At 68.4% G+C, this 13,972-nt stretch carries 13 protein-coding genes; 6 read left to right on the top strand and 7 right to left on the bottom strand.

Features of this window, described 5'->3' with window-relative positions; genetic code table 11:
• Positions 1 to 128 precede the first annotated feature (128 nt).
• Positions 129 to 1,601 carry a S8 family peptidase gene (locus ACZ5ZX_RS26585; protein ID WP_465504691.1) on the bottom strand — a complete coding sequence of 491 codons (1,473 nt, stop codon included), beginning with the start codon at positions 1,599 to 1,601 and terminating at the stop codon, positions 129 to 131.
• Positions 1,602 to 1,793: 192 nt separating this feature from the next.
• Here ACZ5ZX_RS26585 and ACZ5ZX_RS26580 point away from each other — a divergent pair, with 192 nt between their 5' ends.
• Positions 1,794 to 3,287, top strand: coding sequence for a hypothetical protein (locus ACZ5ZX_RS26580; protein WP_465504690.1), 1,494 nt, complete (start codon positions 1,794 to 1,796; stop codon positions 3,285 to 3,287).
• 4 nt (positions 3,288 to 3,291) lie between these two features.
• Here ACZ5ZX_RS26580 and ACZ5ZX_RS26575 read toward each other — a convergent pair whose 3' ends face one another.
• A complete protein-coding gene (locus tag ACZ5ZX_RS26575; protein WP_465504689.1) occupies positions 3,292 to 4,665 on the bottom strand; it encodes a dihydrolipoyl dehydrogenase family protein in 1,374 nt (457 codons plus the stop codon).
• A gap of 157 nt (positions 4,666 to 4,822) precedes the next feature.
• On the opposite strand from ACZ5ZX_RS26575, the gene ACZ5ZX_RS26570 reads away from it, so the two are divergent.
• Positions 4,823 to 5,527, top strand: coding sequence for an Lsr2 dimerization domain-containing protein (locus ACZ5ZX_RS26570; protein ID WP_465504688.1), 705 nt, complete (start codon positions 4,823 to 4,825; stop codon positions 5,525 to 5,527).
• 164 nt (positions 5,528 to 5,691) lie between these two features.
• Here ACZ5ZX_RS26570 and ACZ5ZX_RS26565 read toward each other — a convergent pair whose 3' ends face one another.
• From ACZ5ZX_RS26565 to ACZ5ZX_RS26545, 5 genes are all read right to left on the bottom strand, one after another.
• Positions 5,692 to 6,447: a lipoate--protein ligase family protein gene (locus ACZ5ZX_RS26565; RefSeq protein ID WP_465504687.1), complete on the bottom strand. Its 756-nt coding sequence runs from the start codon at positions 6,445 to 6,447 to the stop codon at positions 5,692 to 5,694.
• The gene (locus ACZ5ZX_RS26560) at positions 6,444 to 7,829 is read right to left on the bottom strand and encodes an NAD(P)(+) transhydrogenase (Re/Si-specific) subunit beta (protein WP_465504686.1); all 1,386 of its coding nucleotides are present in this window, start codon (positions 7,827 to 7,829) and stop codon (positions 6,444 to 6,446) included. Before ACZ5ZX_RS26560 ends, ACZ5ZX_RS26565 begins: the two co-directional genes overlap by 4 nt.
• On the bottom strand, positions 7,826 to 8,125 hold the full coding sequence (locus tag ACZ5ZX_RS26555) for an NAD(P) transhydrogenase subunit alpha part 2 (protein WP_037313815.1): 300 nt from the start codon (positions 8,123 to 8,125) through the stop codon (positions 7,826 to 7,828). The genes ACZ5ZX_RS26560 and ACZ5ZX_RS26555 overlap by 4 nt, the downstream gene beginning before the upstream one ends.
• Positions 8,125 to 9,231: a Re/Si-specific NAD(P)(+) transhydrogenase subunit alpha gene (locus ACZ5ZX_RS26550; RefSeq protein ID WP_465504685.1), complete on the bottom strand. Its 1,107-nt coding sequence runs from the start codon at positions 9,229 to 9,231 to the stop codon at positions 8,125 to 8,127. The genes ACZ5ZX_RS26555 and ACZ5ZX_RS26550 overlap by 1 nt, the downstream gene beginning before the upstream one ends.
• Before the next feature lie 225 nt (positions 9,232 to 9,456).
• Entirely contained in the window at positions 9,457 to 10,113 is a 657-nt protein-coding gene (locus tag ACZ5ZX_RS26545) for a TetR family transcriptional regulator (RefSeq protein WP_465504684.1), read from the bottom strand.
• A 103-nt stretch (positions 10,114 to 10,216) separates the two neighbouring features.
• On the opposite strand from ACZ5ZX_RS26545, the gene ACZ5ZX_RS26540 reads away from it, so the two are divergent.
• The 4 genes from ACZ5ZX_RS26540 to ACZ5ZX_RS26525 are packed head-to-tail and all read left to right on the top strand — an operon-like array spanning position 10,217 to position 13,964.
• The gene (locus tag ACZ5ZX_RS26540) at positions 10,217 to 11,308 is read left to right on the top strand and encodes a ferredoxin reductase (RefSeq protein WP_465504683.1); all 1,092 of its coding nucleotides are present in this window, start codon (positions 10,217 to 10,219) and stop codon (positions 11,306 to 11,308) included.
• Positions 11,309 to 11,321: 13 nt separating this feature from the next.
• Positions 11,322 to 12,437, top strand: a complete 1,116-nt coding sequence (locus tag ACZ5ZX_RS26535) for a fatty acid desaturase family protein (protein ID WP_465504682.1) — start codon at positions 11,322 to 11,324, stop codon at positions 12,435 to 12,437.
• A 10-nt stretch (positions 12,438 to 12,447) separates the two neighbouring features.
• Positions 12,448 to 12,651 (top strand): hypothetical protein, encoded by a 204-nt coding sequence (locus ACZ5ZX_RS26530; RefSeq protein ID WP_037313821.1) that lies wholly within the window; start codon positions 12,448 to 12,450, stop codon positions 12,649 to 12,651.
• A gap of 47 nt (positions 12,652 to 12,698) precedes the next feature.
• Positions 12,699 to 13,964 (top strand): sensor histidine kinase, encoded by a 1,266-nt coding sequence (locus tag ACZ5ZX_RS26525; protein ID WP_465504681.1) that lies wholly within the window; start codon positions 12,699 to 12,701, stop codon positions 13,962 to 13,964.
• Positions 13,965 to 13,972 lie beyond the last annotated feature (8 nt).

The following is a 13,972-nucleotide window of genomic DNA, read 5'->3' as shown; positions in this document are numbered from 1 at the left end:
CACATTGTGCACCCCAACTGTGCTGTTTGGCCACATGAACACCATAAGTCGCACCTGATTGGGACGCGTAACTCACGCGTAGGCCCCTTTCCCTCGGCTCAGCCAAGGGAAAGGGGCCCACACGCGGGTTAACCCTGGGCGCCGAGCGACTGCGCGGCGGCGAAGGTGTCCACCAGGCCCGTGCCCTTGTCGAAGCTCGACGTGTACGGCCCGGCCGCCACGTACGGCGAGCCGTTCGCGAATTTGTACGCCGTGGCCTTGATCGCGGCCTCGATGTCACCCGGGCTCGCGTTCGGCGCGACCTGGAACAGCTGCGCGACGATGCCGGTGATCTGCGGCGCCGCCATCGAAGTCCCGCTGATCACGTTGTAGGTAGCGAGGTCCAGCACTCCCGGCCCGTTCTTGGGCTGCCCGCCCTGCGTGCAGATCGGCTGCGTCGGACGGCAGGACGACAGGATGTTCTCGCCGGGCGCGGAAACGTCGGGCCAGCTCGACTGGGCGGTCTTGAGCCCGCGCGAGGAGAAGTCGGACACGGTGCCGTCGCGGGTGCCGGTCCCCTGGTCGTTGAACGACGCCACCGAAAGCACGCCCGGAGTCTGGTCCTGCCCGGGCGGGTTGGAGAGGTTCGCCGAACCGTCGCCGCCGTCGTTCCCGTTCGCCCACACCGTGACGACGCCTTCCGCGGCGAGCGCGCGCTGCAGCTTCACCGTCGCCGAGTTCGGGTCGAAGGTGCCACCGCCGGTCGGGCCGTAGGAGTTGTTGGTCACCTTGATCGGCGGGCACACCGACGCCGGGACGCCCGCCCCGCACGGCGCCTTGTGGTTCTCCAGCACCCAGTTCAGCGCCGCGTCCGTGCCGAGCACGAGCAACGCGGCCCCGGTCGAAACCGAGACGATCTTCGAACCCGGCGCCGAGCCGCCGACCTTGGTGCCGTCGGTCAGCGTCAGCCGGTTGCCCGCGGCGATACCGGTGACGTGCGTGCCGTGGCCACCGAGGGAAAGGGTGTCGGTGTCGACCGACGTCGGGACGTCGACGATGCAGCCGGTCGTGGTCCCGTCGAGGCAGAGGCTCTTCAGGCTGCGCACCACCCGTGTCTTGCCGTCGGCACCCTTGAACGCGGGATGCGTCGGGTCGACGCCGGTGTCGATGATCGCGACGGAAACACCCCTGCCGTCCACCGGCGCGCCACCGGCGTCCTTGAGCTGCGTCTGTGTCTGAAGGCTTCGCGTCGCCGTGGTGCCGGTGCTGCCGTGTGCCTTGAGCTTCTCGTTCCCTTCGACGTAGGTGACCCCGACCGCCTTGCGGACGGCGCGCACCTGGTCGGCGGTGCCACGGACGGCGACGACGCCGATCTTCCCGAACGAGGTGATCTTCGCGAGCCCGGCTTCGCGGGCGGCGCGCTCGGCGGTGGCGACGTCGCCGGCGTGCACGAACGCGGTCACCCCCGTGGCGCCGGAGACGGCCGACAACAGCCGGGAAAGTCCGGGAGCGACGGGTGCCAGCGGTCCCGCGGCCTGCGCGGGGACCAGGCCCGCGGCAGGAACGGCTAGCAGGGCGACGACGAGCGCTGCACGTCGACGCCAGTGGCGAAATGCGGCCATGTGTTTCTCCTGGTGACAGGGGGCAGGGAACTGTCACCTACCAACGAGTACTACCCGGACGGGTGACGGCGCTCACGTGCATTACAACTTTTCGGAGCAACCTCACCGCCCCTACCTGGGACGTGTCTCCCCATTAGTCCGGATGGAGGCGCTAGTTTGTGCACCGAGACCGACGAGATGGGGAGGGGTTCGGTGCGACTCGTTCGCCTCGCTCAGCAGCCGTCCCGGGTGGCCGAGGACGTACGCGCCGCGCTGGCCTCGCTCGGCCGCGGCAGCAACGTCGTCGGCGGGGTCGCCCTGATCGGCGCCCGCCCGGCCGACGAACGGGCCGTCGAGGCGGTCATCGTCATGCCCAAGGGCGTCATCATCGTCATCGGTGTCGACCTGCCGGATCCGGCGCTGAAACTCGAAGCCCCGCTCGGCGGGCCGTGGAAGGCCGACGGCTGGCCGCTGGTCCACGGCGACACGTCGATCAACCCGGCCACCGACGCGCTCTCGCTGTCCGCCGCGTGCACGCACAAGATCGCCGACGTCGCCCCCGGCGCCGGGCCGATCGGCACGATCATCGCCGTCGGCCCGTACGTGGAGACGGTCGATCAGCCGCCGTCGGACCTCGCGGGCTCGGTCCGCGTCCTGTACCCGACGGCGACGACGATGCTCGCCGCGACGGTTTCGCTGGCCACCGCGGACCGGCCCCGGTCGGTTCAGCAGGCGCGGGAGCTGATCGCCGCGCTCGCCCCGGACGCGCCGCCGATGCCCGAAGAGATGTTGCTCGGCGAGGGATTCAGCGCCTACTCCGACGACGAGCCGACGGTGATCCGCGAGAACCCGCTCGTCGCGATCGCGCCGACGGTTCCCGTGCAGCACCCGGGAAAGGTGAAGAGATCGGCGAAAGCGGCCGCTCCCGCGGTACCGCCCGGCAAAACCGCGCAGGCCGCCCCACCCGTTCACCCCGTTCAACCAGTGCAGACCCCGCCGCGGGCCGCCGCCGCGAAACCGGTCCCCCCGGTCCGGCAGACCCCGCCACCGGTGGCCGCCCCCGCCGAGCCCGCACCGAAGGCGCCTCACCAATCCAAGCCTCACCAGTCCAAGACGGTGAAGTGGCTCCCGGTCGCCGCGATCGGTCTGCTCATCGTGCTGCTGGTCGCGGCCATCGCCGTCGCTTCCGGCGGGGACGACACCGCGTCCACGCAGACCCCACCGGCACCGGCCCCGGCGACCAGCTCCGCCCCGCCCAGCAGCAGCGCCGTGGAGAACATCCAATTCACCTCGCGGGCGTCGGCCGCGGACCAGAAATGCGCGTCGCACGCGTACGGCGACGTCCAGGCGAGCCTTCAGCAGACGAGTTGCTCGACGGTGAAGCGGGCCAGCTTCGCCAGTTCCATCGACGGCCGGGCGGCCGCGGTGACGATCGCCGTCGTCGAGTTCGCGGACACCGCGCAGGCGACCGCGTTCAAGGCGGCCGCCGACACCCCCGGCGGTGGCGGCATCCTCGATCTCGCCACCGAAACCAACCAGTGGCAGGGCGAAGTCCCCGTGTTCGAGGGTGCGGCCTATCAGAGCAGCCAGGACGGGAAGTCGGTCCGGCTGATCCAGGTGGTGTGGGTGCCGGGACCGTCCACTCCGGACGATCCCGGCCTGGTCCGCGGCGCGAAGGCCGCGCTCGAACTCCCCGTCAACGGCTAGCTCCTCAGAGCCCGTACGCCTCCAGCAGGCGTAGCCACACCTCGCTGATCGTGGGGAACGACGGGACCGCGTGCCACAGCCGTGACAGCGGGACCTCCCCCACGATCGCGATCGTCGCCGAATGCAGCAGTTCGGCCACGTCCTGGCCGACGAAGGTCGCGCCGACGAGGACACCGCGCTCGGTGTCGACGACGATCCGCGCCTTGCCCGCGTAGCCGTCCGCGTGCAGTGACGAACCGGCGACCGCGATGTCGATGTCGACGACGCGGTGCGGTTTGCCCTCTTCCGGCCCGGCGAGTCCGACCGAAGCGACCTCCGGGTCGGTGAAGACGACCTGTGGGATGGCGAAGTGGTCGGCCGTGGAGCTGTGCGCGCTCCACGCGGCGGAGTCGACCGGCTCGCCTGCCGCCTGCGCGGCCACCGCGTCACCGGTGGCCCTGGCGGCGTACTTGCCCTGATGGGTCAGCGGCGCCCGGCCGGTGACGTCCCCGACGGCGAACAGCCAGTCACCGTCCACAGCGGACACACGACCGTTGTCGTCGGTCGTGAGCGCCGCACCGGCTTCGAGGCCGAGCACCTCCACACCGAGTCCGTCGGTCGCCGGACGGCGGCCGGTGGCGACGAGCAGTTCGTCGACGACCAACCGATCGCCGCCCTTCAGCGCCAGTTCCTTACCACCGTCCAAAGCGGACACGGAGTCGACACCGGAGCCGGTGTGCACGGTGACCCCGGCTTCGCGCAGTCCCGCGATGACCGCGTCGCCGACGAAATCCGGCAGCCGAGGCAAGGGACGTGCCCCCGAGATGATCAGGTGGACTTCGGCGCCGAGCGTGGCATAGGCCTGCGCCATTTCGACACCGACGACACCGCCGCCGAGTACGCCGAGGCGGCGCGGGACCTCTTCCGCCGAGGTCGCCTCCCGCGAACCCCAAGGAGAAATGGTGTCCAGTCCGGGGATCGACGGCGTCCGCGGGACACTGCCGGTGGCGACGATCACCGCGTGCCTCGCGGTCAGGACGTCACCGCCGTCGACTGTGACCTCCCGCTCACCGGTGATCCGGCCGTGCCCGCGGATCGGGGCGATCCCGGCCCCTTCGGCCCACTTGACCTGTCCGGTGTCGTCTCCCTTGCCGGTGAACCAGTCCCGGCGCGCGAACACCTTGGCCGGGTCGACCGCGTCGCCCACCGGGACACCCGGGACACGTTTGGCGGCGGCGAGGAGGAGCCCCGGCCGCAGCAGTGCCTTGCTCGGAATGCAGGCCCAGTAAGAACATTCGCCGCCGAAGCGTTCGTGTTCGACGAGGGCGACCTGGAGGCCGCCGCGGGCGGCGCGCTCGGCGGCGACCTCACCGACCGGGCCGCCTCCGATCACGATCACGTCAAAAGTCTGTGCTGACATGCATTCAGCGCACACCACCGCGCAGCTTCGCGCAACCTGCCGCTATCCTCGTGTCGCTGCGTGAGTCATCAGCCGCGGGTTCAGGTTGCACCGTGCCGGTTACGCAGTAGAACGATCGAGCGCGGGAGGTTTTTTCATGGCCAGGAACACTGCTGTGCATTTGCTGGACGATCTGACCGGCGAAGCGGCCGAAGAAACGGTCGCCTTCGCTTTGGACGGAATCGCCTACGACATCGACCTTTCGGCCGACAACGCCACCGCGCTCCGGGAAATCCTGCGTGCTTATGTGGAGAACGGCCGCCGGATCGGTGGCCGGAAACTGCGGCCGCGGGTCGTGCAGCGGCCCAAGGGTGCCCGGGTGTCGAAGTCGACCCCGAAGACCGCGGCGACCGCCGCGAAGGCGGAGGCGAAGACCGCCGCGAAGCCGGGTCGCAAACCCGCCGCGAAGGGCGTCGCCGGCCGCAAGCCCGCCGCCGCCAAGGCCGCCGCCGCGAAGGTCGCCGCCCCCGAGACGGAGAGCAAGACCACCGCCAGGAGCACGGCGAAAGCCACCGCGGCCAAGGCGAAGGCGGCCCGCGGCACGGCGGCGAAGACCACCACGGCCAAGGCTCCGGCCGGCCGCGCCAAGGCCGCCGCCGCGACCAAGACCACGGCGAAGACGGCGACGGCGAAGCCCGCCCCGAAGGCCGCGGCCAAGACCACGACCGCGAAGGCGACGGCCGCCAAGGCCGCTCCGAAGGCCGCCGCCAAGACTCCGGTGAAGAAGGCCGTGGAGCCGAAGAAGACCACCCGGGCCGCCCGCAAGGTGCCCGCCGTCACCTTCTCGGCCAAGGAAAAGTAGTTCTCTCGAAAAAGGGCCCCATTCGCGTAAAAAACGAATGGGGCCCTTTTCTTGTGAGCGGCAATGACGGTTTCTAACCATTATCAGGTACCCACTCGGGGCCTGCGGTCTTGCTCGCGGTGAAGTACATGATGGCCCCCTTGCCAGGTACGGGAAGGGGGCCATCATGTACTGGGGAGGCCGCGCTGAGCGCCTTCTGAGTGCCACTGTGGGTACTGATACCGCGTGTGCCGGAGCGAGGTGTGCCACTCCCGCTCCGCCGCCGAGGGTTTCCGGGTGGTGAGTTCACCCAGTTGCGCGGCCGCCGCCGCGCGGACCGCGGCCGTGACGTCCGTGACACCTTTGCGCAGGCCATGGTCGGCGAGCGACGCGACCCGGCTCCGATGCGAGTCGAGCGGACGGGGATCCGCCGGTGCCGCGGTGAGATACCGGCCGACGCGTTCGGCCGCGGTCGAAACGAGCAGGGTCGAATGCGCGAGCAAGCCCGTTTTCGTCCGGAACACGGCGAAACCGCACAGCTTCGAGTCACCGACGAACAGCCCCCGATCACCGAGCCGCGACGGCAGCCCGAGCCGGGCCACCGTCGCGGTCATCAGTTCCCCTAGCGCTTCGAGCGGTTTCTCCGTCTTTCCCGGCGGACCGCTCGCCGGCAGGACGAGAGTGATGTTGAGATTGCCGGGATCGTGGAACACCGTGCCGCCGCCACTGGCCCGGCGCAGCACCGGAACGCCGTCGCCGGCACATACGTCGGCCTTGACCTCGCGTTCGATCTTCTGCCCCCGCCCCACGACCACACAGTCGGTGTTGCGCCAGATCCACAGGACCGGCGCCTCCGGTGCGGCGCGCAGGAGGGCTTCGTCGAACGCGAGGTTGTCGGCCGGGTCGTCGAACGACGCGACGACTTCCGAGGGGCCGGTCACAGTGCTTTGAGTTCCTCCACGATCTCGCCCACCGACGATTTCGCGTCGCCGAAGAGCATGCTGGTCTTCGCATCGTAGAAGAGCTCGTTGTCGATGCCGGCGAAGCCCGAGCTCATCGAGCGTTTGAGCACGATCACCGACCGGCTGTGGTTCACCTTGAGGATCGGCATCCCGTAGATGGGCGAGCCCGGATCGGTCTCCGCGGCCGGGTTCGTGACGTCGTTCGCGCCGATCACCAGCGCGACGTCGGTCTGGGCGAACTCGGAGTTGATCTCGTCCATTTCCTTGAGCTGCTCGTAGGGGACGTCGGCCTCGGCGAGGAGCACGTTCATATGCCCCGGCATCCGGCCCGCCACCGGGTGGATGGCGTAGGCGACCGTGATCCCCTTGGCCTCCAGCAACTTCGCCATCTCGCGGACCACGTGCTGCGCCTGCGCGACGGCCATGCCGTAGCCGGGGACGACCACGACCTTGTTGGCGTACGCCATCTGGATCGCGGTGTCGGACGCGCTGGTGCTGCGGACCGGCCGGACCTCGCCCGATCCACTGCTCGCGACCGCCGTCCCGCCGCCGAACCCGCCGGCGACGATGGCCGGGATCGACCGGTTCATCGCCTTCGCCATCAGGTTGGTCAGGATCGAACCCGAGGCGCCGACGATCATGCCCGCCACGATCAGCGCGGTGTTGTCGAGGGCGAGCCCCATGGCCGCCGCCGACAGCCCGGTGAGCGCGTTCAGCAGGGAGATGACGACCGGCATGTCCGCGCCGCCGATCGGGAGCACGACCACCACGCCGAGTACGCCCGCGGCCACCAGCAGGCCGATCATCAGCAGTTCGGCGTCGCCGCCCGAGGCGATGACGACCGCGAGGACGATCGCGGCCACCAGCACCAGCGCGTTGACCGGCTGCTGCAGTTTGCCCAGGGTGATCGGGCGGCCGGAGATGAGCTCCTGCAGTTTCCCGAACGCGATGTTCGAGCCCCAGAAGGAGATCGAACCGACGATGGCGGCGAAGAGCGACGCGATCGCGACATACGCCGGCTCGTGCGCGTAGCCGTCCGTGGTCCGGAACTCGACCCACGCGATGAGCGCGACCGCCCCGCCGCCGACGCCGTTGAACAGCGCCACCATCTGTGGCATCGCGGTCATCTTCACCTTGCGCGCGGACGGCACGCCGACGACGACACCGATCGCGACGCCGAGTGCGATCAGCAACCAGTTGCTCATGCCGGGGGTCAAGAGCGTCGCGATCACCGCGATGCCCATACCGACCGCCGCGATCCAGTTGCCGCGCACCGCGGTGCGCGGACCGGTCAGCCCCATCAGGCCGTAGATGAACAGCGCGAAGGAAATGATGTAGAGGACGGCGATGAAGGTCGTCACTTGTCACCACCCTCTTCCGGCTTCTTCGCCTTGAACATCGAAAGCATGCGGTCGGTGACGAGGAAGCCGCCGACCACGTTGATCGTGCCGAAGGCGATCGCGATCACCAGCAGGATCTTGTTCAGTACGCCGTCCACCCCGAGACCGAGCACGATCAGCCCGCCGAGCAGGACGATGCCGTGGATGGCGTTGGTGCCCGACATGAGCGGGGTGTGCAACGTGTTGGGCACCTTGGAAATGACCGTGAAGCCCACGAATCCGGCGAGTACGAGGATCGCCAAACTGCCTACCAGCATCACTCGCCCCCTTCTTCTTTTCCGGCCACACAGGCCCCGGCGACGATCTCGTCGGAGAAGTCGAGCGCGAGCTTGCCTTCTTTGTCGACGAGCAGTTCCAGCAGTTCGGTGACGTTGCGCGCGTACAGCTCGCTGGCGTGCGCGGGCATCTCCGCGGCGAGGTTGAGCGGCGAACAGATGGTGACGTCGTACTCGACGACCTCCTCGCCCGGTTTCGTCAGTTCGCAGTTGCCGCCGGACTCACCGGCGAGGTCGACCACGACACCACCGGCGGGCATCCCCTTCACCGCGTCGGCGGTGACGAGGGTCGGCGCCTTGCGGCCGGGGACGAGCGCGGTGGTGATCACCACATCGAACTTCGTGATCGCCTCGGTGAGCCTGCGCTGCTGCTCGGCCCTTTCCTCTTCGGTCAGTTCGCGGGCGTACCCGCCTTCACCGACCGCCTCGATGCCGAGGTCGAGGAATTTCGCGCCGAGCGACTTCACCTGCTCGCCGACCTCCGGCCGGACGTCGTACCCGGTGGTCTGCGCACCGAGCCGTTTCGCCGTGGCCAGCGCCTGCAGCCCGGCGACACCCGCACCGAGCACGAGCACCTTCGCCGGTGGCACGGTGCCCGCCGCGGTGGTGAGCATCGGGAAGAAGCGGGTGAGTCTCTGCGCGGCCAGCAGAACCGCGCGATAACCCGCGACACTGCTTTGGGACGACAGCGCGTCCATGGCCTGCGCACGGGAGATCCGCGGGATCGCCTCGACGGCGAAAGCGCGTACGCCCGCCGTTTCCAGCGCCGCTATCCCGTCCGGATCGGCCCGTGGATTCAGGAAACCGATGAGGATCGTGCCTGTTTTGAGCTTCGCGACCTCGGCCGCGCTCGGCGGCGCCACCTTCACCACGATGTCGGCATCCCACGCGTCGCCGATCTCCGCACCCGCCTGTTCGAAGATCTCGTCGGCGAGCAACGCGCCGGCGCCCGCACCGGGCTCGACCACCACCCGCAATCCGCGTCCGGAGACGCGCTCGACGAGCTTCGGAACCAGCGCGACGCGGCGTTCGCCTTGTCCGGTCTCCCGGACCACACCGACCGTGAGCTGCTCGTTTTCTGCCGCCACAGGCGACCTCCTCGCTGGAGAGGACCACACGAACTCGCACTGTTTACCATGTCCGGCCGACAAGTCCCATGGCTGAACGTGTCCGGGGGGAATCTTTCCGTGACATCGACCATCACGATCGATCCAGCCATCGATCCAGGTGTGCGATGTCATAAGGGGTCCCCATAGGACGGAATTCGTCCTATGGGGACCCCTTATGACACTTACGGAGCAACGGTTTCCGGATTACGGAACACTGCGCCAGTTCGGCACCCCCAGAAAGATCAGCCGCAACCGCCGTTCGGCCGTGCGCACGATCTCGTCGTCACGTGAAGGGCCCTCGAGCAACTCCAGCACCGTGGTCAGCATGGTGGTCACGATCAGGTCGGCCAGCAGGTGAAGATCCTCCGTCGCCCATTCGCGGAGATTGTCGAAACGCGCGAGATCGACGGCGAGTTCACTGACGAAGAGCTTGAGCTCGAAGCCGATCGCCCGCTGGACCGGACCGGTGCCGCCGTAGCGCTCCCTGGTCAGGAAGTGGAAGTGGTCTTCGTGCGCCCGCACGTGCTCGTGCAGGATGCGCACGGACGTCCGGATCATGTCGTTGTACGCCGCGGGCCTGGTGCGTGCCGAGCGGATCATCGTGCGGAGCGTGCGCATCGACTCCTCGACGAGTGCCACGCCGAGTTCGTCCATCGACGCGAAATGGCGATAGAACGCCGTCGGCACGATCCCCGCCTGTTTCGCGACCTCTCGCAGACTCAGCCCGGAGAACCCGCGCTCCGCCACCAGGTCCAGCGCGGCGTCCAGCAGGGCCTGGCGCGTGCGCTGTTTGCGCTCCTGCCGGGAAACGGGCTCTGTTGTCACGACCGACAGCGTAATCGCCTCCGCGGTATCACCCACGTCACATCGCCCTCCTCTCGCGTTGACAAGCGGGACCATCGCCACTTCACTGTTTAGTGTACAAGCGTTCACTGAATTTCAGGAAGAAACCCCGGGAGATGTGATGACGGCACTGGTACCGCGCAAGGCCAGGCGGCTGGCCTCGCTGGCCGAGGCCCTGCTCACGCCCCATGGCATGGACCGTTACCTCGAACTCGTCGATCCGATGCTGGTCCGGCGCGAGATCCGCGGCCTGGTCACCGACGTCCGACGGCAGACGCCCGACACGGTCACCCTGACCATCCGGCCGAGCCGGGCGTGGCGAGGTTTCGTCGCGGGTCAGTACGTGCGGGTGACCGTCGAGATCGACGGCGTTCGCCGGACCCGGTGTTACTCGCCCGCCGGTTCGGAGCACGACCGCACACTGGAGCTGACCATCAAGGCGGATCCGCAGGGCCTCGTCTCACGGCATCTGAACCGCACGGTCACCCTCGGCTCCGTCCTCGGACTGTCCACTCCGGACGGTGAGTTCACCCTGCCTTCGCCGAGGCCTCGCCGGATCCTGCTGCTGAGCGGTGGGAGCGGGATCACGCCCGTCCTGTCGATGCTGCGCACGCTCGCGGACGAACGCCACGAGGGCGACGTCGCCTTCCTGCACTACTCCAACGGTGCCGAAGACGCGCTCTACCGCGCCGAACTCGGCGACCTCGCCCGCCGCCTCCCCGGTCTGCGGGTGGTACACGCGTTCACTCACGCGAAAACCGGCGGCGACCTGCACGGGTTCTTCTCGAAGGAGCACCTCGAGGAGGCCGCGCCGTGGTACCCGGACGCCGAGACCTTCCTGTGCGGGCCGAAGCCGCTGATGGATTCCGTCCGCGAGGCTTTCGACGCCGACGGGCTCGGCGCGCGTCTGCACACCGAGGAGTTCACCCCGCCCGCGCTCACCTTCGACACCGAAAGCGCCGAAGGGCAGGTCCGGTTCGCGCGCAGCGGCCGCGAATTCGAGAACTCCGGGAAACCGTTGCTGGAGCAGGCGGAAGACGCGGGACTGCGCCCGGAACACGGCTGCCGGATGGGCATCTGCTTCTCCTGCACGCAGGTCAAGACCTCCGGCTGCGTGCGCAACGCCAAGACCGGCGAAACCTCCAGCGAAGAGAACGAAGAGATCCAGCTCTGCATCTCCGTCCCCGTCGGGGACGTCGAGATCAACGCTTAGAAAGGACCGGCCCATGACCGGCTTGCAGGACAAGCTCACGCCCGCCCAGGTCGAGGAGTTCGGCCGCGAACTGGACGAGATCCGCCAGCGGATCGTCGCCGACCTCGGCCAGGTCGACGTCGACTACATCCACAACGTCATCAAGACCCAGCGCGCGCTCGAGGTCACCGGCCGCGGGCTGCTGTTCGCCGGGTTCTTCCCGCCCGCGTGGGTCGCCGGGGTGGCCGCGCTTTCGGTGGCGAAGATCCTCGACAACATGGAGATCGGCCACAACGTCATGCACGGCCAGTACGACTGGACGCGCGACCCGGCGCTGAGCTCCCAGAAATTCGAATGGGACAACGTCGCCCCCGCCGAGAACTGGCGCCATTCGCACAACTACATGCACCACACGTACACGAACATCCTCGACAAGGACCGCGACATCGGTTACGGCGTCCTGCGGATGGACCCGGCGCAGAAATGGAATCCGTACTACCTCGGCAACCCGGTGTACGCGGTGGCGCTGGCGTTCATGTTCCAGTGGGGCGTCATGCTGCACGACCTCGAGTTCGACCGCATCGTCAAGGGCGAGCGCAAATGGTCGGACAACAAGGAGGTCGGCCTGAAGATGCTCAAGAAGGCCGGTCGCCAGGTCGGCAAGGACTACGTGCTCTTCCCGCTGCTGACCGGTCCGCTCGCGCCGCTGACCTTCCTCGGCAACGCGACCGCGAACCTGACCCGCAACCTGTGGGCGTTCTCCATCATCTTCTGCGGGCACTTCCCCGCCGACGTGGAGAGCTTCACCGAGGAGGAGACCGAGAACGAGTCGCGGGGGCAGTGGTACCTGCGGCAGATCCTCGGCTCGGCGAACATCACCGGCGGCAAGCTCTTCCACGTCATGACCGGGAATCTCTCGCACCAGATCGAGCACCACCTGTTCCCCGACATCCCGGCGCGCCGCTACCCGGAGATCGCGGGCGAGGTGCGGGCGATCTGCGAGAAGTACGGCCTGCCGTACAACACCGGCCCACTGCACAAGCAGCTGTTCTCGGTGGCCAAGAAGATCGTGAAACTGGCCATGCCCTGGAACGGCGCACCGCGTACTCCCGCTACTGTTGAAAACGACAAGACCCTCCGAGCGGCATAAGGTGGCTGACATGGTCGGTCAGTTCGAAAGCACCAAGGACGTGGTCCAAGAGGTCACCGAGTCGGCGGCCACCCATATCGGCAACATCGCGACGATCATCACCGGCGCGATCCGGGACATCGCCCGCGAAACCGGCGACTGGCTGACGGACGTCATCGAGATGCGTGAGGCGTCCCAGCGGGCGCAGGCGGACGAACAGCACCGCGAAGACTAGGGAAACCTGGATGGCATGAGGCGGGTGGTCACGGCAGGCTGAATGCCGTGACCACCCGCTTCGCCTTGCCCGCACGAGTACTCGGCGCACAGCTGAGCCGCGCGTACTGGGCCGAGCTGGTGTGGGTGCTGATCGGAGCGCCGCTGACGCTGGTGTTCGTGGCGCTCGTCGTGGTCGGACTGGTACTCGGGACCGGACTGAGCCTGCTCACCATCGGGCTTCCGGTGCTCATCGGCGTCCTGGCGGGAGCACGGTTGATCGGCGCCGCGCATATCCGCCTCGCCCACACCTTGCTCGGCACGAAGGTCACGCCACCAGCGCGGCCCGAACTGCGGCCGGGCCTGTGGAACGGGATCAAGAGCAAACTCGGTGATCCGGCGGGCTGGCGCTCGATCGCCTACCTGCTGATCCGGCTGCCGCTGACGCTGATCGAGCTCTTCCTGGTCGCGACGCTGTTCATCTACGCCGTGAGCACGCTGACCTATCCGCTCTTCTGGTTCACCCTGAACGGCGACGCCATGCCGACGTTCGACCTCCGCGTCGACACATGGCCCCTCACCCTGCCGCTCGCGCTGACCGGGCTGGCCGTGCTGCTGACGATGCCGTGGGTGGTCCACGGCCTGGCCGAATTCGACCGCCTGCTGGTGCGCGGCGTCCTCGGCGCCGAGGACCTGTCCCAACGCGTGCGCGATCTCGAACGCAGCCGGGCGACCGCCGTCGACGACGCGGCACGGCGCCTGCGCCGGATCGAGCGTGACCTGCACGACGGCGCACAGGCCCAGCTGGTCGCGCTCGCGATGAAACTCGGCATCGCGAAGGACGAACTCACCTCGGACGGTGCCGACGTCGCCCACGTCACGGCCCTGGTCACCGCCGCACATGCCAACGCGAAGCAGGCACTGGTCGAGCTACGGGACCTCGCCCGAGGAATTCACCCCGCCGCCCTCGACGCCGGTCTCGACGTCGCACTGTCCACTTTGGCCGCCGGTTCGGGTATCGACGCGCGGATCACCGTTGACCTGCCGAGCAGGCCGTCACCGTCGATCGAGACCATCGCCTATTTCACCGTCGCCGAACTGCTGACCAACGCCGCCAAGCACACTTCCGCCGCGATCGAGGTCGAGGTGAGCGTCGTCGGCGACGGCTTGCGGCTCGTGGTGCGGGACGGCGGTGAAGGCGGGGCGCGGCTGGAACGCGGCGGCGGGCTCGCCGGGATCGCCGAACGGCTCGCGACCGTCGACGGCGGGCTCGACATCGACAGTCCACCGGGAGGGCCTACGGTGATCAGCGCGGAGATACCACTACGGAAATAGGACATGGG

The organism is Amycolatopsis sp. NPDC033938 (assembly GCF_055575975.1).
This window is presented reverse-complemented; position numbering and strand designations above follow the sequence as displayed.